Here is a 25,286-nt window from a genome sequence, read left to right on the forward strand (position 1 = left end):
TGGCGACAGCCCTCCCCGCATCCATCACATGATCGAACGCCAAACCGTTCCTACCCATGACGATATGCCTTTAAAGCCATATCTGGATGCGACATGAAAAAAGCCGCCCAACTGGGCGACTTTTTTAAGCAGTAGGTGTTGGAAGCGATTATTCGCCCCAAGGGCCGTGGAAATCGCCATCCTTGTCGATGCGCTTGAAGCCATGCGAACCGAAGAAATCGCGCTGGCCCTGAATGAGATTCGCCGTACCAAGCGACTGCGTGTAGCTGTCGAAATAGTTGAGCGCTGATGCAAGTGCGGGAACCGGCAAACCAGCAATCGCAGCCTTGGAAACGATGTTCCGCAGGCCCTTCGACGCCTTCTGCATGCGCTCCACGAAAGCCGGAGCCAGCAGAAGGTTGCGGCTTTCATTGCCCTCGAATGCCTGGGCGATATCGTCCAGCAGTTCCGAACGGATGATGCAACCGGCGCGCCAGATACGAGCTGTGGTGGCCAGCGGAATGTTCCAGCCATGCTCCTTCGACGCGGCTTCCATCACGGCAAAGCCCTGTGCATAGGCAGCGATCTTGCCAGCAAGCAATGCCTGCTCCAGATCGGCAAGGAACTTGGTGTGATCCGCGACGTCGAGCGTGCGCGGCGCAGGCTTGTAGATGTTCGCGGCTTCCTCACGCTCGCTTTTCAAAGACGAAAGCGAACGCGCGGCGACCGCAGCTTCAATCGCCGTTGCCGGAACGCCCATCATTTGCGCTTCAATGGCGGCCCAGCGTCCGGTGCCCTTCTGTCCGGCTTCGTCGAGGATCATATCGACCATCGCCTTGCCGCTTTCCGGATCGGTGGTTTTCAAAACCTTGGCGGTGATCTCGATCAGATAGGAATCGAGCGGACCTGAATTCCATTTTTCGAACACATCGCCAATGGCCGGAGCCGAAAGGCGGAGACCGTCGCGCAGGATGCCGTAGATTTCGGCGATCATCTGCATGTCGGCATATTCAATGCCGTTGTGGATCGTCTTGACGAAATGGCCCGCACCGTCAGGACCGACCAGCGCGCAGCATGGTTCGCCCTTATATTTCGCGGCGGCGGCGAGAAGGATCGGCGCGATGCGCTCATAAGCTTCCGGCGTTCCACCCACCATCATCGACGGGCCATGGCGTGCGCCTTCCGCGCCGCCGGAAACGCCCATGCCAACAAAGGTCGGATCATTCGGGCCAAGAGCCTTGAGGCGGCGGACCGTATCGCGATAATCGGAATTGCCCGCATCGATCATGATATCGCCCTTCTCGAGAAGAGCTTTCAGCCGAGTCGTTTCGGCATCGACAGGCGCGCCCGCCTTGATGAGGAAGATGAACGGACGCGGCTTGCGCGTGTTTTCCGCCAATTCTTCGAAAGTGGCGCAGGGGATGATCTTGTCGCGTAGCGGACCGGCTTTATCGAGGAAAGCTTTCAGCACCGGCTCGTCACGATCATAGACAGCCACCGTGTAGCCTTTCTCGGCTATGTTCAGCGCCAGGTTGGAACCCATCACGCCAAGACCGACCATTCCGATATCTGCTTTTTCCATTTTAGGCCCTTCAGAAATGCAACCAGCTGGCCTGTCGCGTGGCATTGGGAGGCATGCACTGCAAACAGGCTGGAACCCGGCATATTTGGTTGTCGCACTATTCCGACGACAACGGCTGATAATCTGTATCGTATTCCTGGATGATCTAGGGCAAATGACACAAAGTTGATAGACCCCGGCATCGGAAAAATCCGCGTGCACTGCCGGTTGCCAACAGCGCCACGCTGCTGCAACAGTGCGTGGAAACGGGAATTGCGGGCAGATTGCCCCGTCGGCTGCTGCGAATGGGCGTGATGAGAATCAAACTGGGTATCGGTTCCAAACTTCTTCTGTCGAGCCTTGTCAGCCTGATCGGCCTGCTGGTCATGGCGGCGGTGACGGTGCATGCGCTGCGCGAACAGATGATCGATGACCGTGTCACCATGGTTCGCAACCTGACCGAAATCGGCCGCAAGATCATTCAGGAAGAATATGATCGTTTCCAAAGCGGCGAGATCAGCGAAGCTGCCGCCAAGGAAAATGCCGTCGAAACGCTGCGCAAGCTGCGTTATGCCAATGACGAATATTTCTTCATCGACGATTTCGACGGCAATTCCGTGCTTTTGCCGATCCGGCCCGATCTTGAAGGCACCGACGCTTCCGCCTTGGTCGATTCCGAAGGCCGCCATTACGTGCAGATGCAGATCGACACCGCCAAGTCCGGCGGCGGCGTGGTGCGTTATGAATTCACCAAGCCCAACACGAATGTGAGCGGCGAGAAAATGGCCTATGTCATGCCGTTCGAGCCGTGGCGGTGGTTTATCGCGACGGGCATTTATCTGGAAGATGTGGACAGTGAAACCAAGGCCGTGCTGCTGCGCGCAGGCGGGATTCTCGCCACCATCGCCGTTGTCACCACGGCGCTTCTGATTCTCCTGTCGCGCAGCATCACGCGACCGCTCGGGCGACTGACAGCGGTAATCGGGCAACTGACCCGCCGCAAATACGATCTGACCGTCAAGGATCAGGATCGCCGCGACGAGATTGGCGATATTGCGCGCGCCGTGGAGATTTTCAAGAAAACCGGCCAGGAATTCGAGGTTTTGCAGGCGAAGATGCGCGAGCAGGAAGCGAAAGCGCAGGCCGAACGCGAAGCGGCCCTTGCCTTCGAGCGCGACAGCGCCCTGCGGCTCGAACAGACGGCGAGGCTGATTTCGATGGGCGAAATGGCTGTCAGCCTTGCCCATGAGCTGAACCAGCCGCTGGCTGCGGTCAGCAATTATTGCATGGGATCGGTGCGGCGGCTGGAAGCAGGCACCGACGACCGCGCAGCGTTGCTCGACGCCATGAAGAAAGCGTCACGGCAGGCAAGCCGCGCATCTGGCATCGTGTCGCGCATCCGCGATTTTCTGCGCCGCAGCGAGCCGACCCCGCAGCCGCAAATATTGCGGGAGATTGTCGAGGAGACCGCATCCATCGCCGAGATTGAATCGCGCAGGCGCGGTTTCAAGATCAAGGTCGATATAGCGAAAGACCTGCCGACCGTACTGGCCGACCGCGTTATGATCGAACAGGTTGTGTTCAATCTGTTGCGAAACGCCACCGAGGCCACGTCAGCCGTGCCAGCGCCACGGCGCGATATCGTCGTTTCGGCCAGAATCAGTCCTGACGGGCAGGAGGTGGAAACAGCTGTGCTGGATTTCGGAGGAGGCATTGCTGAAGACGAGATGGCCAAGATATTCGACCCGTTCTACACGACCAAGGCCGAAGGCATGGGCGTGGGGCTCAATATCTGTCGCTCGATCATGGAGTTCCACCGGGGCAGGCTTTGGGCGGAGCCAAATCCGGACGGCGGGACAGCTTTTCATTTCACGCTGCCTGTCAGCGGCACGCTTGGGGAAAAAGCCGTATGAGCGAAGCGGTCTATGTCATCGATGACGACGAGGCTTTTCGGGATTCGCTCGTCTGGCTGCTGGAATCGAGCCAGTACACCGTCCGCGCTTTCGATTCGGCGGAAGCTTTTCTGGATGCCGCATCCCCGGACATGTCCGGCTGTGTGATAGCCGATGTGCGCATGTCGGGCATAACCGGTCTTGAACTGCACCGGCGCCTGCGAACGCTTGGCGTCGATCTGCCGACAATCATCGTCACCGGTCATGGTGACGTGCCGATGGCCGTCACGGCCTTCCGCGACGGTGTGGTGGATTTCATCGAAAAGCCTCTCGACGACAAGTATGTACTGGAGCGGATCGAATTCTGTCTCGCCAAGGCGCGGGAGAACGCAAGGTTGCGCCAGCAGGCGGATGATTTTGCCCGCCGCTATGAAAGCCTGACGCAACGCGAAAAGAAGTGCTGGAATATATCGTGGCGGGAAAGCTCAACAAGCAGATCGCCGATCTGATGGATATCAGCATCAAGACGGTTGAAGTGCATCGCAGCCGCGTGATGGAAAAGATGCAGGTGACGAATGTGGCGGAGCTGGTGCGCCAGAAACTGTCCTTCAGCGAAGGCGCAAAAAAGAAGCCGGCATAAGCCGGCTCCCTTTGTTTTGCAGAACAGGATCAGTCGTCGAGCTGCTGGCCACTTCTGTCGGTCGTGCAGGCGACCGCGACCAGCGAAATAACGCCGCAAGCGGCGATGAACACAGCAATCGGCAGATAGCTGCCATTATATTTGGCAAGCAGAGCCGTTGCGATCAGCGGCAGCGGACCACCGACAATAGCTGCACCCACCTGATAGCCGAGCGACACGCCGGTATAGCGGACATCTGCCGGGAAGCTTTCGGCGAAGAACGTGCCGAGAACCGAACCATAGGTCGACCAGATGATGGCAAAACCGATCACGACGGCAAGCGTCGCCACGACCCACGAACCCTGATTGAGCAGCCAGAAATAAGGCACCGTATAGATGACCATGGCGACAGTGCCGAGCAGGAAGACCTTCTTGCGACCGATGCGGTCGGACAGGCTGCCAAAGTAGAGCATGACCGGAACAGCGATCAATGCGGCGATCAGCACCGAGTTGAGAGCATGGACGCGCTCGAAACCCAGTCCCACGAGATAGGACACGGTGAAGGTTGCGAACAGGAAGAAGGTCGAGGTTTCGATGAACTTCGCGCCGATGACGATCAGAACCGCGCGCCAATGCTTGGTCAGTGTTTCGACCAACGGCACTTTCTTGGCGGTGTTGGCCGCAGCCACGCGCTTGAAGGACGGGGTTTCATCAACCGTGTTGCGGATCCACATACCGATGGCGACCAGCACGATGGACAGCACGAACGGAATGCGCCAGCCATAGGACAGGAACGCTTCTTCCGAAAAGCCGAGCGCAAGGCCGGACGTCACCAGATTGCCGAGCGCCAGACCGAACAATGCGCCCGTCTGCGGCACAGCGCCATAGAAGCCGCGCCTGTTACGCGGGGAATATTCCACCGCCAGAAGCACGCCGCCGCCCCATTCGCCGCCGAGCGCGAGTCCCTGCAACAGACGCAGCAGCGTCAGGATGATCGGTGCCCAGACGCCGATGGTGGCATAGGTCGGCATCAGGCCGATCAACACCGTTGAAATGCCCATGATGGACAGAGTGATGACGAGCGTTTTCTTGCGTCCGATACGATCGCCGATATGGCTGAACACGATGCCGCCGATGGGGCGGATTAGGAAAGCCAGCGCGAAAGAGGCAAGCGCCAGAAGCTGGCTGGTCACCGGATCATCGGACGGAAAGAACAGCTTTCCGAACACGATGGCCGACATGGTGCCATAAAGGAAGTAATCATACCATTCGATGGTGCTGCCTACCGCGCTGCCAATCAGCGCGCGACGGCGATCGCCATCGGTAATCAAAGTGTCTTTTTCTACGCGTGCAGAAGCCGCGCCCTCCAAGACGGTCATAGCATTTCCTCCTGAGTGGGCCGCTTATGCGGCCTTGTTTTTGAGAATGTCGAGCGCGACATCGATGATCATGTCTTCCTGGCCGCCGACCATGCGGCGCTTGCCAAGTTCGATGAGGATTTCGCGCGTATCGACGCCATAGAGTTTCGAGGCGTTTTCCGCATGACGCAGGAAGCTCGAATAGACGCCCGCATAGCCAAGCGAGAGGCTTTCACGATCCACCCGCACCGGACGGTCCTGCAACGGACGCACCAGATCGTCGGCGGCATCCATCAGGCCATAGAGGTCACAGCCCGTATCGATGCCCTTGCGGTTGAGAACCGCTATCAGACCTTCAAGCGGCGCATTACCGGCCCCTGCCCCCATGCCTGCGAGCGACGCATCGACGCGAACAGCGCCTGCTTCGATACCGGCAACGGCATTGGCAACGCCAAGCGTCAGATTGTGGTGGGTGTGAACGCCGATTTCGGTTTCAGGTTGCAGCGCATCACGCAGCGCCTTGACGCGAAGCGTATATTGCTCAGGCAATAGCGCGCCTGCCGAATCGGTAACATAGACGCATTCCGCGCCATAGCTTTCCATCAGCTTCGCCTGTTCGACCAGCTTTTCCGGTTCGGCCATATGCGACATCATCAGAAAGCCGATCGTGTCCATGCCCAGTTCACGCGCAGCCTCGATATGCTGGCGTGATACATCGGCCTCGGTGCAATGGGTCGCAACGCGAACCGAACGCGCGCCGGCGTTATACGCTTCCTTCAGGTCATGCACCGTGCCGATGCCCGGAATGAGCAGCACGGTGACACGGGCATGATCGCAGGCCTCGGCAACCGCGCCGATCCATTCGACATCGTCATGCAGGCCAAAGCCGTAATTGAAGGTCGAACCGGCAAGGCCGTCGCCATGGGTGATTTCAATCGCGTCCACCTTGGCGGCATCCAGCGCCTTCGCAATCGCGACGACATCCTTCAGCGTGTATTGATGGCGGATCGAATGCATGCCGTCGCGCAGCGTGACATCCTGAACATAGAGCTTATCGGGATTGGAGCGGGCCATTATGCAGCCTCCTTGGCAAGCGCTTTTGCTGCCCAATGATCAGCGGTGACCAATGCAGCGGATGTCATGATGTCGAGATTGCCGGCATAGGCGGGCAGATAATGCGCAGCGCCTTCGACCTCGAGCAGGATGGTCGTCTTGAGACCCGATACGAGCCCGATGCCCGGTACGCGAACCGGCGCATTGTCGCCGATCACTTCGAACTGAACCTTCTGCTTGAGGCGATAGCCCGGCACATAGGCTTGTACCGTCTTGACCATTTCGGCAATCGAAGCCTCGATGGCTTCGCGGCTGCCACCCTGCGACAGAACAAACACCGTATCGCGCATGATGAGCGGCGGTTCTGCCGGGTTGAGAATGATCAGCGCCTTGCCGCGTTCAGCGCCGCCCAGTTCACGGATTGCCTTCGACGTGGTTTCGGTGAACTCATCGATATTCGCGCGGGTGCCGGGACCAGCCGAACGCGACGAGATCGAAGCGACGATTTCGCCATAGACCACGCGGTCGGTGGCGCGCTTGACGGCATAGACCATCGGGATCGTCGCCTGACCGCCGCATGTGACCATGTTGACGTTCGGCTCGTCGATATTGGCGTCGCCATTGATGGCGGGAATGGTGAAGGGGCCGATGGCGGCAGGCGTCAGGTCGATGACCTTCTTGCCGTCCTTCTGCAAGAGCGCGTCATTATGGAGATGCGCCTTGGCCGAAGTTGCATCGAACACGATATCGATATCGCGATATTCGGGCATACGCATCAGGCCGTCGATGCCGTCATGGGTCACCGGCACGCCGAGCCGTGCGGCGCGTGCCAGACCATCCGAATTCGGATCGATGCCGACCATTGCGCCCATCTCGATATTCTTCGATGTGCGCATCACCTTGATCATCAAATCCGTGCCAATATTGCCGGAACCGATGATCGCGCATTTCTTCTTGGACATAGTGGGTCCTTTCTGATCTTCCTCAGGTCGCCGCACCAGACGCCAAATGGGGAGGCTTGACCGGCGCGGATACGCGCACTGCACGCCTTGAAGCGGTGGTGTGGTGAGTCAGCTTGAAAGGACGCTGGATGGGTGGGTCGTGGCAGAACGGGTGCCAGAACCTGGCCCATCAGTTCGCACGTATCGCTCCTCCGGCAAATCCTCCCCATTTGCTTGACAGGGGGATAATAGGACGGAGGATGCGGTCTAGATATTGGGGTTAACCCCTACCGATTTTCGACTTGTGTATTAGCCGAATGACGGTTGCGCCACATGGCTGCGGCTTTCTGGTGGAACGCATCATAGCTGTTATTATCAGCGGCGGATACCGTCATCATGGCCATGGCTGCCGTTGCGATGACTATGCTTTCGGCGCGCTCGTCGGTGGCGGTGCCACTCCAAACACCGTGCCAATATTCAAAAGAGCTGAGGCTGGAATGCTTGTCGCTGCTGGCTTTCGAAAGCGTCGGCAGCTGCAAGGCGCTGGAATGCCCCTGCACGTGGCGATATATGGTGTGTTTGCGGTGCGGGACCAGTTCCGCCACATCGCGGCTGGTCGAGACGACCGAAACCGACTGCATGTCGAGCAGCACGGCAGCATCGCGATGCAACTCGCGATAAGCGGGTTGCGACACGCCGAGAAATGACGATTTCAGCCCCAACGGGTTCAGGAGGTGGACAAGACTGTTCACCGGCGAACGGGACTCGAATAGCGGATAAAGCGCCAGCAGCGCCTGCACCTGCGGCGCAAAACCCGCCATCGGCATGAAGCATATGCCATGCGCTCTGAGCGCACTTTCCGCCAGTTCATGCGATGTGGCAATCGGCATGTTGATCGCTTCCGCCGCAATCTCCAGTTTGCCGGACAGTTCGCCGACACCGCAACTGCCATGCATCAGCACCGGGTAACCGGCGCGCGCGACGAGCAGTGCAGACAGCATGAACCATGGCGACTGCGAAGAATTGGGAGACAGGTAGGCGGGCCAATCCAGCGCAGGCGTGTTGATATTCGTTCCCGCCGCATAAAACCGCGCGGATGCGCACGCCATGCCTGCAAGCTCCGGCGCGGTCAGCCCGCGATAATGGATCAGGCGCAACAGCGCGCTGATCTGCATCGGGTCCGCTTCGCCCGCGAAAATGGTCGTGAAGGCATCTTCCGCCTCATGCAGTTCCAGCGGACGGGTGTGCCCCACCTTGCGGCCAACGACGGCAATATATTTGGCCAGCCGCCGCGTCGGGTCGTTCTCGCTCTGGATATCGGCGAACTGCGCGGCGGTATATTCCGCCGACGGGTGGTTCTCCAGATCCGTCACCTTGCGGATGGTCAGTGGCGGCGGCGTAACGATAGCGCTGCGGTTCCATCCATGATGTCCGGTGCAGGCTGACACATGCGCGTTTTCTGCATCGGGCTTCATCAAGGCATCGGCTTCATTCGCCAAACGCCGCAAGCGACCGCGCAATGCTTCCGCCTTTGGCGTCGCGATCATGGCGCGACCGGAGCGGACAAAGATTGGATCGTCAAAATGGTCGCGGATCTGCCCCAGCAGACGGCTCATCGCCGGAATGCTCAAGCCCATCTGCTTGGCCGCGCCACCGACACTGCCTTCCACAAGAAGTGCATCAAGCGCAATCAGCAGCCGCAACTGCCCCAGACGAGGATTGGCGCCATCGCTTTCGGCCTTTTCCGCCGGTTTTGCGCTCTTCGCCCGCTTATCCGCCATTTCCGATGCCTGCCTCGTCAGTTGCGTTTTTTGAAACTTGGAAAGTTTCTAAAACATGATGATTGACGTCATCTTATAGCCATACATAAGGAGAGTAGAAAACTCAACTTTAGACGGTGGTGAAAATGACCAGCTTGTTTTGGGGCTTGTGTGCCAGTGGCGCGCAAGGCAGGCAGATTACCAGAGGAAAGCTTGCTTCCAGAGCGATCCTTGCAGGGACGTGTCTTTCAACCGCCCTTTTGTTAAGCGAAACGGGCGCCTTCGCGCAAGCAGCAAATAGTGCGACCAGCGCCACCGCTGAAGAAACCGAAGCCCAGAAGAAAAAGGCTGCGGAAGGCGAACAGGCTGCTGACACTGCATCCGATGGCACGGTCAAGCTGAACCAGATCGTGGTGACGGCGACGGGCTTTGAGCAGAACATCACCGATGCGCCTGCCAGCATCACCGTCGTGCCGGGCGAAGAGCTTGAAAAAGGCGCTTATCGCGACCTGACCGACGCCTTGAAAGACGTGCAGGGTGTGGCCGTGACCGGCCCTGCCGCCGAACGCGATATTTTTATTCGCGGCCTCCCCGGCTCCTATACGCTGCTGCTCGTGGACGGCAAGCGCCAGAGCACCCGCGATGCCCGCACCAACGGCAATTCCGGTTTCGAACAGAGCTTCCTTCCGCCTGCTAACGCCATTGAGCGTATCGAAGTCATTCGCGGTCCAATGTCTTCGCTCTATGGCTCGGATGCGATGGGCGGTGTCATCAACGTCATCACCAAGAAAGTGTCGGACAAGTGGAGCGGCTCGTTCACGGTGGACGGCGTTGCTCAGCAGCATTCCAAATACGGCAATTCCCTTCAGGGTTCCTATTATATCACGGGACCGCTGGTGCCGGACCTTATCGGCGTGCAGCTTTGGGGACGCGGCCTGAAGCGTCAGGAAGACAAGATCGTCAGCGGCTCGCCCGAGCAGCAGGATGTCGACATCACGGGTCGCATCACCTGGACCCCGAACAAAGACCACGATATCCAGCTTGAACTGGGCAAGACGCGCCTGCGCCGCGACAGCACCGTTGGCAACACGACGGAAAAAACCGCGTCGGCTGTCGATTCCTACAATTACAACGACCGCGACCATTGGTCGATCAGCCATACCGGCCGCTGGGGCCCGACCACGTCGGAATTCTCCTTCATGCAGGAATGGTCCGAGCGGACCAACTTCAACTGGAACAACGCATCGAAGAGCTATGTCGAGAACCTTCGCTCTCCGCATGTGAAGAACTCGGTGCTCGACGGCAAATTCACCACGCCGTTCGAACTGTACGGCAATCACACGCTCGTCACCGGCGGCCAGTTCATGGACACGGTTCTCACCGACCAGAATCCGGGACGCCGCACCGGACTGGACGAAGAATTCAGCGTACGCCAATGGGCGCTGTTCGCCGAAGACGAATGGTGGCTGACGCCCGACTTCTCGCTGACCGGCGGTCTGCGCATGGACGATCACGAGGTCTATGGTTCGCATTTGAGTCCCCGCGGCTATGCGGTATGGCACGCGACCGATCAGATCACCTTCAAGGGCGGTATTTCGACCGGCTTCAAGGCCCCCGATATCCGCACCATCGCACCGGGTTATGCTTATACGACGGGCGGCGGCGGCTGCTCCTACGGCCCGACCGGCACCTGCGGCGTCATCATCGGCGACCCAAATCTGGAACCGGAAAAGAGCACCAGCTACGAAGCCAGCGTGTTGTGGGACAACCAGACCGGCCTTCGTCTGGGCGCCACCTACTTCTACACGGACTTCAAGGACAAGATTTCCAACGCGCTTGTCACCGACAGCAACGGCGATCCCGTCCGCTGGAGCGAAGATCCGAACTACCGTCTCTGGTATGCCTTCAATATCGATGAAGCTGTCATGCAGGGCGTGGAGCTGACCTTCAACTGGGAAGCAACCGACACGATCACCCTTCGCGGCAACTACACCTATACGGATTCCGAACAAAAGACCGGCACCTATGCGGGCCTTCCGCTGGCCCGCACGCCGAAGCATATGGCGAGCCTGCGCGGCGACTGGATCACCCCCGTCGAGGGGCTGAAGGCATGGGCCGCCGCCAATTATCATGGCGAGGAAACCAATGCCGGCGCGCGTATCGGAACAGCAGGTACGCCGGTCTATGCAGCGGACGGAAAGACCGTTCTGGCGCGCAAGTACAAGCCCTACGCGACGGTCGATCTCGGCGGTTCCTATGACTTCAGCGAGAACGTGACGTTCAACGCAGCCATCTACAACATCTTCGACAAGCAAATCGATGTCGATGAGTTCAACACGGTTGTCGATGGTCGTCGCCTTTGGGTCAGCATGACGTCGCGCTTCTGATCTGACGCAGTGTGACGCCAGCCAAACGAAAGGCTGGCGTCATTTTTTCGATTGAATGGATGCTCAATGAGCGCTCTGAAGAACATAAAGAAGACCTTGTCGCTAATGGTCGGCAGCATGATTTTTGCCTCCACGGTTCAGGCAGCAGAACAGGTGCGCGCTTCCTTCGACATGGAAGCCAACGGCATTTCCTATCGCATTTTCACCGCAGCGCCCGCTGAAGCCGCTCCCGAAGGCGGCTATCCCGTCATTTATATGGTCGACGGCAATCGCATGCTGCCGCTTGCCGCTGCTGAAATGGCGAAGAACGATGACCTCAAGGCCGTTCTGGTGGGTATTGGTTATCCGACCGACGATGCTGATGAAATCGTGCGGCTGCGCTATTTCGATCTGACGTCGGCGACCAGTGAACAGTTGACGCCCGATCCGGCCAACCAGCCAAAGACCGGCGGTCGCGATGCGTTCTTTGCTTTCATCGAAGTACGGGTGAAGCCCGAAATCGAAAAGCGGTTCTCCATCGACAAAAGCAGGCAGGCGCTGTTCGGCCATTCCCTGGGCGGGCTTTTCACGCTCTATGCGCTGTTCAATCACACGAATTCCTTCCAGACCTACAGCGCTGCCGACCCTTCGATCTGGTGGGATAATCATTCGATCCTGTCGGACAAGGATCGTTTCATCGCCTCGTTCAAATCGGCTCCCCACCCTTTGCGTCTGCTGATGGAAACCTCCGGCAAGCGCGGTTCCCGCCCCGGTCAATCGCCTGCGGATATCCAGCGCATGCGCAAGCTGCGCGGCGGGCCATCGGGCACGGATGTGTACAAGGAACTGGAACCGCTGCCGCAGCTGGAAACGGCTTTTCACCGTTTCGCCAACGAGGGGCATGGTTCGATGATCCCGCTGACAGTGGCGGACAGCCTGAACTTCATTCTGCTCGGCAGGAAGCCCGAACACACAGACAATTGAGCGTTTTTTGTCCGTCGGGCTTTGACCTGCGGAAAACTGGACTATAAAGCACAGGATTGACGAAAGGATTGTGCACCATGCTGAATTTCGGCCAACATGTCGCCCGCCTCTGTGGCGCAGCCGTCGTGGCGCTTTCTCTGGCCTCCGCCGCCAGCGCCGCAGACATCACCATCAAGCATGCGCAGGGTGAAACGGCAGTGCCTGCTTCGCCAGCCAAGGTCATCGTGCTCGATCTGGCGACGCTCGACAATCTCGACCGCCTCGGCGTCAAGGTTTCCGGCGTGCCAACGCTGGTCACCGCCCCGGACTTCCTCAAGAAGTACCAGTCCGACGATTATCCGAAAGTCGGCACGCTGTTCGAGCCGGATTATGAAGCCATTAATGCCGCCGAGCCGGATCTCATCATTGTGGGCGGTCGTTCGGCAGCCAAATATCCGGAACTTGCAAAGATCGCGCCCACCATCGATCTGACGGTCTCCTCGAAGGACCTCATCGGCGGCACAGAAGCCAATGTTGAAAAGCTTGGCGAGATTTTCGGCAAGGAAGCGGAAGCCAAGGCAGAAATCGCAAAGCTCAACGCCGATGTTGCCGCGCTGAAGCAGAAAGCCGCAGACAAGGGCACGGGTCTTCTGATCCTCACCACCGGCGGCAAGATGAGCGCCTATGGTCCCGGTTCGCGCTTTGGCATGCTGCATGACGCCTATGGCGTGACGCCTGCCGCCAAAGACCTGACCACCAAGGGCAATCACGGCCAGCCGATCAGCCAGGAATTCATTGTGAAGACCAATCCTGACTGGCTGTTCGTGATCGACCGCGACGCCGCCATCGGTCGCGAGGGCAATTCCGCCAAGCAGATTCTCGACAATGATCTCGTTCGCCAGACCACGGCGGCGAAGAAAGACCAGATCGTCTATCTGAAGTCGCAGAACTGGTATCTCGTCGGTGGCGGTCTCAATGGCCTGCACGGCACTATCGATCAATTGTCGGAAGTCTTCGACAAGGCAAAGTAAAAGTCAGGCACTTTCTGACCCAGTCACCCGGGCTGTCCGCCATGCCGGACAGCCCGATGCATGACAAGGCAAGAGAACAGGATAAAGCGTGAAGGGACTAGCTGCAGCTATAGTTGTTGTCGCCGTGCTGGCTGTCATCAGCCTGTTTATCGGGGTCGGCGACGTCTCACTGCATGCGCTTTTCTATTCCCGTGAAAGCGTGGATGGCAGCCCCGGCAGCGCGCTTGAACTGCTGCTTGTCAGCCGCATTCCGCGCACCATCGCCATTGTGCTGGCGGGTATGTCGATGGCCGTTGCCGGCATGATCATGCAGATGCTGACCCGCAACCGTTTCGTCGAGCCCTCGACGGCGGGAACGGTCGAATCCGCCAGTCTCGGCATTCTTCTGGTTATTCTCTTTGCGCCGGAAGCGCCCGTCTTCGTCAAGATGCTGGTTGCCTCCGTCACCGCAGTGGCGGGAACGGCGCTGTTTCTGCGTATCCTGCGCAGCATCCCGCTTCGCTCCGTGCTGGTCGTGCCGCTGGTCGGCATCATGCTCGGCGGCGTTGTCAGCGCCATCACGACCTTCATCGCCTACCGCTTCGATCTGTTGCAATCGCTGAATTCGTGGACGACCGGCGACTTTTCCGGCGTGCTGCGCGGACGCTACGAATTGCTGTGGATCGCCTTCGCGCTCACCGTCGTCGCCTATATCGCCGCCGACCGGTTTACCGTCGCGGGGCTGGGCGAGGATTTCACCACCAATCTCGGTCTCAATTATCGCCGTGTGGTGACGCTCGGCCTCATCATCGTATCGATGGTCAGCGCGTCGGTCGTCGTCACCGTCGGCATGATCCCGTTTCTTGGCCTGATCGTGCCCAATGTCGTCAGCATGTTCGTCGGCGACAATATGCGCCGCGCCTTGCCATGGATCGCCGTTCTCGGCGCGGGTTTGGTGCTCGCCTGCGATATTGCCGGGCGTCTGATCCGCTTTCCCTATGAAATTCCCATCGGCACGATGATGGGCGTCGTGGGCAGCGTCATCTTCCTTTACCTCCTGTTGCGGCGGGGTTCACGCCTTGCTTAAACGCCCCGCTATCCTCATTCCGCTTCTCGGCGCGATCGCGCTACTCGCCGCCATTGCCTTCATGACAATCGGCGCGAAGGGCAGCTGGTCGTTCATCCTGTCCTTCCGCGGCACCAAACTCGCCGCCATGGTGCTGGTGGCCTATTCAATCGCGGTATCGACCGTGCTGTTTCAAACCGTCACCAATAATCGCATCCTCACGCCCTCCATCATGGGCTTCGATGCGCTCTATATTCTGATCCAGACCGTTGTGGTGTTCTTCTTCGGCGCGGTGCAGGTCGACTGGATTGGACCGAACATGCGCTTTGTCACCGAAACGCTGGTGATGGTGCTGTTTGCAGGTTCACTCTATTACTGGCTGTTTTCGGGCGCGGCGCGCAGCCTGCATCTGGTGATGCTGGTCGGCATTATTTGCGGCGTGTTCTTCCGCAGCCTGTCCAATCTCATGCAGCGTATGCTCGATCCCGATCTCTTCGCGGTGTTGCAGGATCGTTTTTTTGCCAGCTTCAACACGATCAACGCCGATATTCTGACGCTCTCGGCGATCATCGTCGCCGCCGTATCGCTTTATGGCTGGCGGCTGATGCATGTCTTTGACGTACTGGCGCTTGGACGCGAGCCTGCCATCAATCTCGGTGTCGATCACCGCCGCGTGGTGCGGCTCATCCTGCTGATGGTAACGGTGCTTGTCGCGGTTTCGACCGCCCTTGTCGGACCGATCACCTTCTTCGGCCTTTTGGTGGCCAATCTCGCCTACATGCTGGCAGGCTCGGGGAAACATCGCGTCGTCCTGCCGATTGCCGTCCTGCTGGCCACCATCTGCATTGTCGGCGGCCAGACCATTCTCGAACGGGCCTTTGCCTTCAATACCGCGCTCAGCGTCATCATCGAATTCCTGGGCGGTCTCGTCTTCATTATCCTTCTTGTCAGGGGAAATGCACGTTGATCGAAATAAGCCAAGTCAGCAAATCCTATGGCGGCGCTCTTGTCGTCGATGACGTGTCCCTGCACCTGCCCGCGGGCGGCGTAACATCGATCATCGGCCCCAATGGCGCGGGCAAATCAACGCTGCTTTCCATGGTCAGCCGCCTTTTGCCGATGGACAAAGGCCGCGTGACCGTGGACGGTCTGGATGTCACCACCACCTCGGGCGATGTGCTGGCAAAGCGCCTCTCCATACTGAGGCAGGAAAACGCCATCAATTCACGACTGACCGTGCGGGATCTGGTGGCATTCGGGCGCTATCCCTATTCCAAGGGGCGACCGAACAGCGAAGACCGCAAGCATATCGAACAGGCGATCCAGTATCTTGGCCTTGAAAGCTTAAGCGATCGCTTTCTCGATGAATTGTCCGGCGGCCAGCGCCAGCGCGCCTTCGTGGCCATGGTGCTTTGTCAGGATACGGACTATGTGCTTCTCGATGAACCGCTGAACAATCTGGATATGAAGCATGCGGCATCGATGATGAAGTTGTTGCGCCGCGCTGCCGATGAGCTTGGCAAGACGGTCGTGCTGGTGTTGCACGACATCAACTTCGCCTCCTGCTATTCCGACCACATCGTCGCCATGCGCAACGGCAAGGTCGCGCATCAGGGCACGCCGGACGAACTGATCCATCCGGAAATTCTAAGCGACATTTACGACATGGATATCTCGGTTGAGATTATCGGCGGCAAACGGATCGGGGTCTATTACCTGTAAATAGACTATCTATTCGCTCGATTTCATGCAAAAGCATGCGCAACCAACCATTGGCGATTATCGGTGGAGTGTCCATGCTGACGAAGAAGGGCAAATATGGTTTGAAAGCACTGGCGCATCTTGCCTTGCTTGAACCCGGCGAAAGCGCGTTCGTCGCCGAGATTGCTTCCAAGAACAATATCTCCAAGAAATTTCTCGACGCCATTCTTCTGGAACTGCGCAATGACGGCATATTGCGTTCCAAGAAGGGCCCCGGCGGCGGCTACAGCCTTTCCAAACCAGCAACCGAGGTCACGATTGGTCAGGTTGTCCGCGTTCTCGACGGCCCGCTCGCACCGATCCGCTGCGCAAGCCGCATGGCCTATCAGCCATGCGAAGACTGTGAAGACCACCGCGCCTGTCAGGTGCGCCGTTCGATGCTGCTCGTGCGCGAAGCCATTGCTGGCGTTCTCGACACGATGACACTGGAACAATTCGCGCGTAACGGTGGCCTCGAAGATGACAGCACAGCGCCAGAATGGGCCAGGTTAAGCGCCTGACAACAGGTCTAGCAGCCGGTAGCCGCCATTGTGATAGACAAGCGGCTCGCCGCCGCCCGCTACGATTTTCAAAACACGACCGATAATGATGGCATGGGTGTGCCGCTCGATGACGTCTTCCACGGCACAATCGACTGCGGCCAGTGCGCCCGTCAGCGCCAGCGCGCCGCTTTCCAGCGTGTACCATTCGGCGCCGGCATAGCGCGCAACACCCTTGATACCGTCCTTACCGGCAAACCGATCCGCAACCGTTTGTTGGGCCGCCGACAGCACATTGACGCAGAAATGATTGTGGCGGTTGATGGCGGGCCAGACCGACGAACCGCGATTGATGTTGACGATGATCGTTGGCGGATCGACCGAAAGCGCGGTCGCCGAGGTGACAGTCGCGCCAGTGCGCCCGTCGCCGAAGCCTGCGGTGACAACGCTGACGCCGCCAGCGAGCTGCCGCATTGCAGCCTTAAGCTCATCGGGTGAAACAGCGATATCCGCCGTATCTTCCACCAATCTCAACGCTTTTTCGCCCATGCTTGTCACCATCGTTTATTGCCGTCATCGCCTCTCCGGTCGACCGGATCAAACGTAACGGAATGGTGTCACGCTACGCACTGGCGTTCAAAGGTGCTGACTGCCTTCTCATCGCAAATAGAGAAAGCATTTTCTATTTTCTATAAAACGAATGGAATTAATCCGCTCGCAGCGCCGTCAGCGCTGCGTTCTTTTTATGTGATGTTCGGCCAGATAGACGCGGTCGTCCTGCGTTGAAAACAACACGGAAAAGACAATGCCGATAGCAGCCCCGAGCAATGTGTCGAGAACCCGTTCCGACACCATATCGGCCCCATTCAGACCCGGCGCAGCGATATAGGTCATCAGCAGCGCCATCGGCGTCACGAGGATTTGCCCCAGCGCATAATTGGAACCGATAATCACTTCGGTTGCAAATTGCAGGAGCCCCAGTATCGCGATCAGCGTCCAAATGGACGGTGCTTGCGTCAGGATCATCCACGCGACGACCGCACCCAAAAGGGTGCCCACCATGCGCTGCAAGGCACGGTTCATATTGATATGCAGATGCGCGCCCTGCATTACGGCAACAGCGCCCATTGCCGCCCAGGCAGGGTGCGCGACGTCCATCGCATAGGCGGCAAACGCCGCTACACCCGCGCCAAAAGCGACGCGCACCGCAGCGATCAGCCGGTGACGAATTGGTCGCAACGCTTCCGAAGGGAAAGGCTTTTCTGGGCTTGCCTGATGGCGGAAATACTCCGTCAGCACACAGACCAGAAAGGCCAGTATCGCGACCAGCGCAGTGGCGGCGGTGCGTTCCGCCGTCTGATGTACCGTAACCGACTGGCTCATCGACGCCCCGGCGGCAAAAATGAAGATCAACGCTCCGGGAGGGCCGAATTTTCCGGTGGTGGTCACAAAACAGAACACGCCACACAGAACGGCGAGAAGCATAAGCTGTACAGCCAGCGGCGCACCCGCTGCGGCGACAAGCGACATGCTGAGCACGGCCAGCGTCTGGCAGATGGCGCACAGAAGCACAACGCGGTTGCGGCGTGCCTGTGGTGCGAAGCGCCCAAACAGGGCGACCAGAGCGCCAAGCGAAGCAAAGCCGATCAGATGCGACCAGGGCGAAAGATAGACCAGCGGCAAAGCGATGACCGCCGTGGCCGCTGACTGAAGGCCAGCGAGCGACGAATTGCGAATGGAAGGCTGCCGCGAAAGCGCGACGCTTTCCCGAAACTGTTGCGGCTTCAAAAGCTGGCGCGCGGCATCCAGCCTGCGGGCCGATGTCATCGTAGACGTTTCGGTACTCATTCTCCGGTTTCCTGTGAGCGTCTCAGCGGCTTGGCCGCGAGGCGCTGCTCGATAGAGTCAAAATGGTCAAGCATGGTGGCCAGATCCGCATCGGAAATGTCCGCCAGCATATCTTCCTCGCCTTTGGCCAGTTCGCGCCGGATTTCGGCCACGCGCTGCTCACCTTTGGGCGTAAGGAAGATCAACCGCGCGCGGTTGTCGTTTTCATCGACCCGGCGCTCGACCAGTTCCTGACGGGACAGAATATCCAGAAGCCGCACAAGGCTTGATCCGTCGATCCCGACCAGAGCGGCGAGTTCCTTCTGCGTCACGCCGCCGCCGGTGGTCTGAAGATGGATCAACGGAACCCAGGTGGCATCGGAAAGCCCCGCTTCAGCAAGGCGCGTATCAAGCGCGCGCCGCCAGCGTCGGGCAAGCAACGAGAAGCGAATCCCGAATTGGGACCGAGGAGAAGACGAACTGGATTGCATAGGGACAATAAAGCACGAATTAATTTGCTTTGCAATTCAAATTAATTCAGGTGAAACGAATTTCACTCCGGCAGGGTGCCCATAGCAAACAGATTTCCCGGATCGAAATTTCCGGATAGCGCTTTCAGAACGAGCTGCTTATCATCAAGCAATACTTCATCCGAAGGCGCGAAAAATCTGACCGACTGATTGCAATCCCAAAACATCCCCGCACGAAGGAAACAAAGACAGCAACCATGGCAGCGCTTGTGTCGTCGGAAAATGGAATGGGGCAGAAGGCGGCGCGCTTTCTTGGCCTGATACTGGTCGCCGTCCTCGGCTATAGTTTCTGGCTCAACGAAAGCTGGTTGACGCTCTGCGCCGGACTTGCAATCTTCCTGTTCGGGATGCAGTGCCTTGAAGACGGCTTGCGCAATCTGGCAGGCAGCGCACTGGAGCGCATGCTGGCGCGCGGCACCTCGACCTCGTGGAAAAGTCTGCTGGTCGGGCTGGTCGGCGCGACGGTGATGCAATCGAGCACGCTCGTTTCGCTGATGACCATCGCCTTCATCACCACCGGCCTGATTTCACTGGCCGCGGGCATATCCATCATCTTCGGCGCAAATCTTGGTTCCGCAACCGGCATATGGTTGCTGTCGCTGGCCGGGCAGAATTTCAGCCTGTCGTCGCTGGCGCTGCCGCTGATGGTGTTCGGCGTGTTGGCGAGTTTCTTCGGACCGAAGATCAAGGCTATCGGGCGCATTCTGCTCGGCATCGCCTTCATCTTTCTTGGCATTGACGGCATCAAGCAGGGCTTTTCCGTTGTCACCGAGAATTTCGATCTCGCGCAATACAGGATCGATGGCTGGCTTGGTCAGGTCATTTTCGCTGGCATCGGCCTTGTGTTGACCCTGCTGCTGCAATCAACCCATGCGACCCTGATGCTGACGCTGACAGCACTTGGTCTCGGGCAGGTCGATCTCTGGCAATCGGCGGCGATTGCCATCGGGGCCAATGTCGGCAGCAGTGTCACCACCGGCATTGCCGGTGCGCTCGGTGGCAACCGCAGCGGCCAAAGGCTGGCGCTGGCGCATGTGATTTTCAATGTCGTCACCGCGTGCATTTCACTTGTCCTGATGTGGGTGCTTGTTCGCCTTGCCGTGTGGCTGTCGGAGGCAATGGGCGTCGGCGACAACCAGCTCATCCAGCTTGCGATCTTCAACAGCGAATTCAACATTCTAGGCGTGTTGATCTTCTGGCCCGCACTGGTTCCCTTCACGCGGTTTCTCGAACGTATGCTGCCCGACAGGCCGGAACCGCGCGTTCTCATCCCGGCGGGCACACCGGACCTGCCGGACAATGCGCTGCGCGCCCGTTATCTCGACAAGACGGCGCTCAGCTCGCCGGAAACGGCGGCTCTGGCGCTGGTGCATGAATTGCAGCATCTCGGGCGCTTGAGCGTGGAGGTGATCTGCCACGCGCTTTATCTGCCGATCAGCGAGATCAACCGTGCCAAGCATGACGACGCCGTTATGCGCGCCGCGCCCGATGCCGATTATGTGGATGCCGACCTGCTCTACCGGCTCTACATCAAAGGCGTCTATGGTGACATATTGAGTTTCATCGGCAAGGTCGATCCGGGGAACGACAAGGACCAGCAGAATTTCTGGATGACCGCCCAGATCATCGCGCTGCAAATGGCGGAAATCGTCAAGGATGCCAAGCATCTCCAGAAGAATCTCGGCTTCTATCTCCGGCAGACCAATTCACCCGTGCGCGACGCCTATGTCGAGCTGCGCGAACATCTGGTCAATGTGCTGCATGAAGTGCGCGTTTTGAGCCGCGCCGACGCAGCAAGCGACAATTGGGATATCCACCAGCAGACTTTTACCGAGAAGGTCAAAGACTTCGAGCGGGATTTCGGCGCGAAGCTTTTCGAAGCGAACAGGCAGGAAAAAGTCAGCGGCTTGCAGCTGAGCTCGCTTCTCAACGATCTCGGCTATGCAAGGCGCATTGCAAACGGGCTGAATACGTTGCTGACCATCCGCAAGCGGTCGCTCAACGACCCGCTGCACAACCTCTCCGACCTGTTCGATGAGGATACGCCGCTGGTTCGGATATAGAGCATTTCCAGCAAAAGTGCGTAGCGGTTTTGCGTAGGATAATGCGTAAAAACAAATAGATAGAGCGGTTCCCCGATTCCATTTTAACCGGAACCGCTCTAACGAAACGCCGTTTATCAGGCGGCGCGAATATCCAGCCCGCCATTTTCGACGATGAAATCGATCACCGCCTGCACACCCTCGCCGCGATGCAGATCGGTAAAGCCGAACGGACGCTTGCCGCGCATGCGTGCCGCGTCACCTTCCATCACCTCCAGATCGACGCGGACATAGGGTGCAAGGTCGCTCTTGTTGATGACCAGAAAATCTGAACGCGTGATGCCCGGCCCACCCTTGCGCGGAATTTCCTCACCCTGACAGACGGAAATGACATAAAGCGTCAGATCGGCCAGATCGGGAGAGAAGGTCGCCGCCAGATTATCGCCGCCGGATTCGATGAACACGATATCCAGATCAGGGAAGCGCCGGTTCATTTCGGCGATAGCCTGCAGGTTGATCGACGCATCCTCACGAATTGCCGTATGAGGACAACCGCCGGTTTCCACGCCCATGATACGGTCCTCGGACAGCGCCTGGTGGCGCGCCAGAATATAGGCATCTTCCTGCGTGTAGATATCGTTGGTGATGACGGCGACCGAATATGTGTCGCGCAGCGCCTTGCAGAGCTTTTCGGTCAGCGTCGTCTTGCCGGAGCCAACCGGCCCACCGATACCAATTCTGAGCGGTCCGTTTTTCTGTGTCATGAGCGAAAAAGCCTCGAATGCTGTGTTTCGTGTTTCATGGCCATAATGTCGGCGATAAATGTCGCCGAGCCAAGGCCGTCCAGACCAGACTGTCCTGCGCGCATGGCGGTTTCCGCCAGCGTGGTTTCCAGCGCCGCCATGGTAGTGGTCACGCCGCTTTGTCCTGTTACCGACAGGCGGATAGATGCCTGCAACAGATTGATGCAGAAGGCTTGCAAGAAGGCTGCCAGCGTCGAGCCGAGCGGAACACCATGCGCGGCGGCCACGGCCCCGACGGCCACCGGATAGGCGCAATCGACCGGCAGTTGATCGAAGACTGGAGACGGCCAGCTGCGCGCCGCCGACAGGAAGGCACCGCCTTGCAGCGTGGTTTCCATATGCCGTTCCCGCGAACCGGCCAGCGCCTCCGCCAGATCGGCCACTTCCCGCAAATCCTCACCCGCCATCGCTCGCCGCCAGCTTTCAGCGCATAAGACCGCATCATTCCAGCCGGAACCGCGTGTGACGAGCCAGCGCAGCCAGTCCTTCAATGCGTCCGCATCGGTGACGAAGCCATCATGCACCGCCTGCTCCAGCCCGTGGCTATAGCTGAACGAGCCAACCGGAAACACCGGCGACAGCCACGCCATCAGCCGCAGGAGGGCGGTGTTGGGGTCAGTCGTGATGGTGGTGGTGATGGTCATGCTCGTGGCCGTGATCGTGACCATGTGCGTGGTCATGTCCGTGACTATGCCCGCCGTGGTCATGATGCGAATGGCCACCTGAATAAGCGCCGCGCAACGGGCTGAAAATCGCCACCACATCGGTCACGGTTGCGCCCAGACCTTCCAGCATCGCCTTGATCACATGGTCACGCAGAATGAAGATGCGGTCCGCCTCAATCTGCGCCGCCAGATGCCGGTTGCCGATATGCCATGCAAGCTCAGCGATATGCAACTGGTCGCGACCGTGGATTTCGTAAAGCTCTTCGCTGGCGGCGCGGATCTCGATCTCCCGCCCGTCGTCGAGAACAATCCGGTCGCCATGTTCCAGCACCACCGGCTCCGGAAAATCGGCAAGCACCTTCTCGCCGCTATCGAGCGTGATAGCCTTGCGGCGCAGATGGCGTTCGTCACGCTCCAGCACGGCATGCGCCGCCGGAACAGCGTCGATCACTTCATGCGCGCGGATGATGTTTGTTGCTCGAAACATGTTCCACCTCAAATCTCAGAACAGGAAATAACGCTGCGCCATCGGCACCACGTCAACCGGTTCGCATGTCAGAAGCTCGCCATCGGCGCGCACTTCATAGGTTTCCGGGTCGACTTCCATTTGCGGCATCGCATTGTTGAGGATCATCGACTGCTTGCCAATGCCGCCACGCGTATTGATGACCGCAGCCATCTGCTTGTCCACTCCAATTTTCTCACGCAGCCCACCGTCGATTGCCGCCTGCGAAACAAAAGTGATTGAGGTATTGGTGCGCGCCTTGCCAAAAGAACCGAACATCGGGCGATAATGCATCGGCTGCGGCGTGGGGATAGACCCATTGGGATCGCCCATCGGAGCCGTTGCGATCCAGCCGCCCAGCAGCACCATATCCGGCTTGACGCCGAAGAAAGCCGGGTTCCACAACACCAGATCGGCGCGCTTTCCAACTTCAATCGAGCCGATCTCATGCGACATGCCATGGGCGATGGCCGGATTGATGGTATACTTCGCCACATAGCGTCGGGCGCGGTAATTGTCATTGCCCGGTCTGTCATCGGGCAGACTGCCGCGCTGGCGCTTCATCTTGTCCGCCGTCTGCCAACAGCGGATGATCATTTCGCCGACGCGGCCCATGGCCTGACTGTCGGACGAGATAATCGAAAACGCGCCCATGTCGTGCAGAATATCTTCAGCCGCGATGGTCTCCTTGCGGATGCGGCTTTCGGCAAAGGCGATATCTTCGGGAATGGCGGGGGAGAGGTGATGACAGACCATCAGCATGTCGAGATGCTCGGCCACCGTATTGATCGTATAAGGCCGCGTCGGGTTGGTCGATGCGGGCAGAACATTGGGATATTGGCAGACGCGGATAATATCCGGCGCGTGGCCGCCGCCCGCACCTTCGGTGTGGAAGGAGTGGATGGTGCGTCCCTTGAAGGCATTCAGCGTGTCTTCCACAAAGCCGCTTTCATTGAGCGTATCGGTGTGGATCGCCACCTGCACGTCAAAATGGTCGGCCACGGAAAGGCAATTGTCGATAGCCGCAGGCGTCGTGCCCCAATCTTCATGCAGCTTGAGGCCGCAAGCCCCTGCCAGCACCATTTCCTCCAGCGCGCCCGGCAATGAGGCATTGCCTTTGCCGAAGACGCCGAAATTCATCGCCATGCCGTCGAAGGATTCGATCAGCCGCGCAATATGCCACGGTCCGGGCGTGCAGGTTGTCGCCAGCGTGCCATGCGCGGGGCCGGTGCCGCCCCCCACCATACAGGTGATGCCGGCATTCAGCGCCTCATCCACCTGTTGCGGCGAGATAAAGTGAATATGCGAATCGATGCCGCCCGCCGTGACGATCTTGCCCTCGCCCGCAATGATTTCGGTGCCCGGGCCGATAATGATCGTGACGCCCGGCTGCGTATCAGGATTGCCTGCTTTGCCGATGCCTGCAATGCGCCCGTCGCGCAACCCGATATCTGCCTTGTAGATGCCGGTGTGATCCAGAATGAGCGCATTGGTGATGACCGTGTCGACCGCCCCTTGCGCCCGCGGGAGCTGGCTCTGGCCCATCCCGTCACGGATAACCTTGCCGCCGCCGAACTTGACCTCCTCGCCATAGGTGGTGAGATCGTGTTCGACCTCGATGATAAGTTCCGTATCGGCAAGGCGAAGCTTGTCGCCAGTGGTGGGGCCAAACATCTGCGCATAGGTGGCGCGACTGATTTTAGCTGGCATGAAATTCTCCGTCGGCGCTCTTTGTTTTGACGCACATCTCGTCCGAAAACCGTTTCACACCTTTCGGGATGTGCTCTGGCTCTGAATTAAAGCTTACCCATGATTTTCTGGCGGAACCCATAGACCTCACGCTTGCCGCCAAGCGGAACCAGCGTCACGTCGCGTTCCTGTCCCGGCTCGAAACGCACGGCGGTTCCCGCCGCTATATCGAGCCTGCAACCGCGTGCCTTCTCGCGGTCGAATGCAAGTGCCGCATTCGCCTCGTAGAAATGATAATGGCTGCCAACCTGGATCGGTCGGTCGCCGGTATTGGCAACCTTGATCGTGATCGTGGGCTGCCCCGCATTGAGCTCAATTTCGCCATCAACTGTGAAGATTTCGCCGGGTATCATGGTG

Annotated in this window: 25 protein-coding genes (1 of these 25 cut by a window edge); 12 read left to right on the forward strand and 13 right to left on the reverse strand. The window is 58.7% G+C overall.

The window, feature by feature from the left end; translation table 11 throughout:
* Positions 1-97, forward strand: partial view of an MFS transporter gene (locus QLQ11_RS16025; protein ID WP_121539464.1) — the 3' end only. The gene continues 1,532 nt to the left of window position 1, outside the view; only the last 97 of its 1,629 coding nucleotides appear in the window; the start codon falls outside the window, past its left edge; the stop codon is at positions 95-97.
* Positions 98-148: 51 nt separating this feature from the next.
* On the opposite strand, the gene gndA is transcribed toward QLQ11_RS16025, so the two are convergent.
* Entirely contained in the window at positions 149-1,561 is a 1,413-nt protein-coding gene (gene gndA, locus QLQ11_RS16030) for an NADP-dependent phosphogluconate dehydrogenase (RefSeq protein ID WP_109366990.1), read from the reverse strand.
* A 293-nt stretch (positions 1,562-1,854) separates the two neighbouring features.
* On the opposite strand from gndA, the gene QLQ11_RS16035 reads away from it, so the two are divergent.
* The 3 genes from QLQ11_RS16035 to QLQ11_RS16045 are packed head-to-tail and all read left to right on the forward strand — an operon-like array spanning position 1,855 to position 4,072.
* Entirely contained in the window at positions 1,855-3,453 is a 1,599-nt protein-coding gene (locus QLQ11_RS16035) for a cache domain-containing protein (RefSeq protein WP_167836164.1), read from the forward strand.
* Positions 3,450-3,941 (forward strand): response regulator transcription factor, encoded by a 492-nt coding sequence (locus QLQ11_RS16040; RefSeq protein ID WP_371835968.1) that lies wholly within the window; start codon positions 3,450-3,452, stop codon positions 3,939-3,941. The genes QLQ11_RS16035 and QLQ11_RS16040 overlap by 4 nt, the downstream gene beginning before the upstream one ends.
* Positions 3,905-4,072, forward strand: a complete 168-nt coding sequence (locus QLQ11_RS16045) for a LuxR C-terminal-related transcriptional regulator (RefSeq protein ID WP_371835969.1) — start codon at positions 3,905-3,907, stop codon at positions 4,070-4,072. The genes QLQ11_RS16040 and QLQ11_RS16045 overlap by 37 nt, the downstream gene beginning before the upstream one ends.
* 29 nt (positions 4,073-4,101) lie before the next feature.
* On the opposite strand, the gene QLQ11_RS16050 is transcribed toward QLQ11_RS16045, so the two are convergent.
* From QLQ11_RS16050 to QLQ11_RS16065, 4 genes are all read right to left on the reverse strand, one after another.
* Positions 4,102-5,430 carry an MFS transporter gene (locus QLQ11_RS16050; protein ID WP_109366987.1) on the reverse strand — a complete coding sequence of 443 codons (1,329 nt, stop codon included), beginning with the start codon at positions 5,428-5,430 and terminating at the stop codon, positions 4,102-4,104.
* 24 nt (positions 5,431-5,454) lie between these two features.
* Positions 5,455-6,483 (reverse strand): 4-hydroxy-2-oxovalerate aldolase, encoded by a 1,029-nt coding sequence (gene dmpG, locus QLQ11_RS16055; RefSeq protein WP_109366986.1) that lies wholly within the window; start codon positions 6,481-6,483, stop codon positions 5,455-5,457.
* Positions 6,483-7,424 (reverse strand): acetaldehyde dehydrogenase (acetylating), encoded by a 942-nt coding sequence (locus QLQ11_RS16060; protein WP_109366985.1) that lies wholly within the window; start codon positions 7,422-7,424, stop codon positions 6,483-6,485. Before QLQ11_RS16060 ends, dmpG begins: the two co-directional genes overlap by 1 nt.
* A gap of 266 nt (positions 7,425-7,690) precedes the next feature.
* A complete protein-coding gene (locus QLQ11_RS16065; protein ID WP_124915327.1) occupies positions 7,691-9,184 on the reverse strand; it encodes a glycosyl transferase family protein in 1,494 nt (497 codons plus the stop codon).
* Positions 9,185-9,309: 125 nt separating this feature from the next.
* On the opposite strand from QLQ11_RS16065, the gene QLQ11_RS16070 reads away from it, so the two are divergent.
* The 7 genes from QLQ11_RS16070 (at position 9,310) to QLQ11_RS16100 (ending at position 16,829) form a co-directional block, all read left to right on the forward strand.
* Positions 9,310-11,550, forward strand: coding sequence for a TonB-dependent receptor domain-containing protein (locus tag QLQ11_RS16070; RefSeq protein ID WP_109366983.1), 2,241 nt, complete (start codon positions 9,310-9,312; stop codon positions 11,548-11,550).
* A gap of 66 nt (positions 11,551-11,616) precedes the next feature.
* The gene (locus tag QLQ11_RS16075; protein WP_109366982.1) at positions 11,617-12,513 is read left to right on the forward strand and encodes an alpha/beta hydrolase; all 897 of its coding nucleotides are present in this window, start codon (positions 11,617-11,619) and stop codon (positions 12,511-12,513) included.
* 77 nt (positions 12,514-12,590) lie between these two features.
* Positions 12,591-13,523, forward strand: coding sequence for a siderophore ABC transporter substrate-binding protein (locus QLQ11_RS16080; RefSeq protein WP_283736222.1), 933 nt, complete (start codon positions 12,591-12,593; stop codon positions 13,521-13,523).
* An 88-nt stretch (positions 13,524-13,611) separates the two neighbouring features.
* On the forward strand, positions 13,612-14,589 hold the full coding sequence (locus QLQ11_RS16085; RefSeq protein ID WP_109366981.1) for an ABC transporter permease: 978 nt from the start codon (positions 13,612-13,614) through the stop codon (positions 14,587-14,589).
* Positions 14,582-15,535: an iron chelate uptake ABC transporter family permease subunit gene (locus QLQ11_RS16090; RefSeq protein WP_124915326.1), complete on the forward strand. Its 954-nt coding sequence runs from the start codon at positions 14,582-14,584 to the stop codon at positions 15,533-15,535. Before QLQ11_RS16085 ends, QLQ11_RS16090 begins: the two co-directional genes overlap by 8 nt.
* Positions 15,532-16,290: an ABC transporter ATP-binding protein gene (locus tag QLQ11_RS16095; protein ID WP_109366979.1), complete on the forward strand. Its 759-nt coding sequence runs from the start codon at positions 15,532-15,534 to the stop codon at positions 16,288-16,290. Before QLQ11_RS16090 ends, QLQ11_RS16095 begins: the two co-directional genes overlap by 4 nt.
* A 74-nt stretch (positions 16,291-16,364) precedes the next feature.
* A complete protein-coding gene (locus QLQ11_RS16100; protein ID WP_109367947.1) occupies positions 16,365-16,829 on the forward strand; it encodes an Rrf2 family transcriptional regulator in 465 nt (154 codons plus the stop codon).
* Here the strand turns inward: QLQ11_RS16100 and QLQ11_RS16105 are convergent.
* From QLQ11_RS16105 to QLQ11_RS16115, 3 genes are all read right to left on the reverse strand, one after another.
* On the reverse strand, positions 16,818-17,357 hold the full coding sequence (locus tag QLQ11_RS16105; protein ID WP_244597120.1) for a flavin reductase family protein: 540 nt from the start codon (positions 17,355-17,357) through the stop codon (positions 16,818-16,820). The genes QLQ11_RS16100 and QLQ11_RS16105 overlap by 12 nt on opposite strands.
* Positions 17,358-17,534: 177 nt before the next feature.
* Positions 17,535-18,656, reverse strand: a complete 1,122-nt coding sequence (locus QLQ11_RS16110) for an FUSC family protein (RefSeq protein ID WP_109366977.1) — start codon at positions 18,654-18,656, stop codon at positions 17,535-17,537.
* Positions 18,653-19,075, reverse strand: a complete 423-nt coding sequence (locus tag QLQ11_RS16115) for a MarR family winged helix-turn-helix transcriptional regulator (RefSeq protein ID WP_235859049.1) — start codon at positions 19,073-19,075, stop codon at positions 18,653-18,655. Before QLQ11_RS16115 ends, QLQ11_RS16110 begins: the two co-directional genes overlap by 4 nt.
* 287 nt (positions 19,076-19,362) lie before the next feature.
* On the opposite strand from QLQ11_RS16115, the gene QLQ11_RS16120 reads away from it, so the two are divergent.
* On the forward strand, positions 19,363-21,228 hold the full coding sequence (locus QLQ11_RS16120; protein ID WP_209446018.1) for a Na/Pi cotransporter family protein: 1,866 nt from the start codon (positions 19,363-19,365) through the stop codon (positions 21,226-21,228).
* Between the two features lie 116 nt (positions 21,229-21,344).
* On the opposite strand, the gene ureG is transcribed toward QLQ11_RS16120, so the two are convergent.
* The 5 genes from ureG to QLQ11_RS16145 all read right to left on the reverse strand — a co-directional run bounded on the left by ureG (position 21,345) and on the right by QLQ11_RS16145 (position 25,282).
* A complete protein-coding gene (ureG, locus tag QLQ11_RS16125) occupies positions 21,345-21,971 on the reverse strand; it encodes an urease accessory protein UreG (protein WP_109366974.1) in 627 nt (208 codons plus the stop codon).
* On the reverse strand, positions 21,968-22,654 hold the full coding sequence (locus tag QLQ11_RS16130) for an urease accessory protein UreF (RefSeq protein WP_109367946.1): 687 nt from the start codon (positions 22,652-22,654) through the stop codon (positions 21,968-21,970). Before QLQ11_RS16130 ends, ureG begins: the two co-directional genes overlap by 4 nt.
* Positions 22,626-23,162, reverse strand: a complete 537-nt coding sequence (ureE, locus tag QLQ11_RS16135) for an urease accessory protein UreE (protein ID WP_109366973.1) — start codon at positions 23,160-23,162, stop codon at positions 22,626-22,628. Before ureE ends, QLQ11_RS16130 begins: the two co-directional genes overlap by 29 nt.
* 15 nt (positions 23,163-23,177) lie before the next feature.
* Positions 23,178-24,890, reverse strand: coding sequence for an urease subunit alpha (ureC, locus tag QLQ11_RS16140; RefSeq protein WP_109366972.1), 1,713 nt, complete (start codon positions 24,888-24,890; stop codon positions 23,178-23,180).
* Between the two features lie 86 nt (positions 24,891-24,976).
* A complete protein-coding gene (locus QLQ11_RS16145; protein WP_109366971.1) occupies positions 24,977-25,282 on the reverse strand; it encodes an urease subunit beta in 306 nt (101 codons plus the stop codon).
* Between the last annotated feature and the right edge of the window lie 4 nt (positions 25,283-25,286).

The sequence above is a fragment of the Ochrobactrum sp. SSR genome, from assembly GCF_030067775.1.
GTDB classification, from domain to species: domain Bacteria; phylum Pseudomonadota; class Alphaproteobacteria; order Rhizobiales; family Rhizobiaceae; genus Brucella; species Brucella teleogrylli.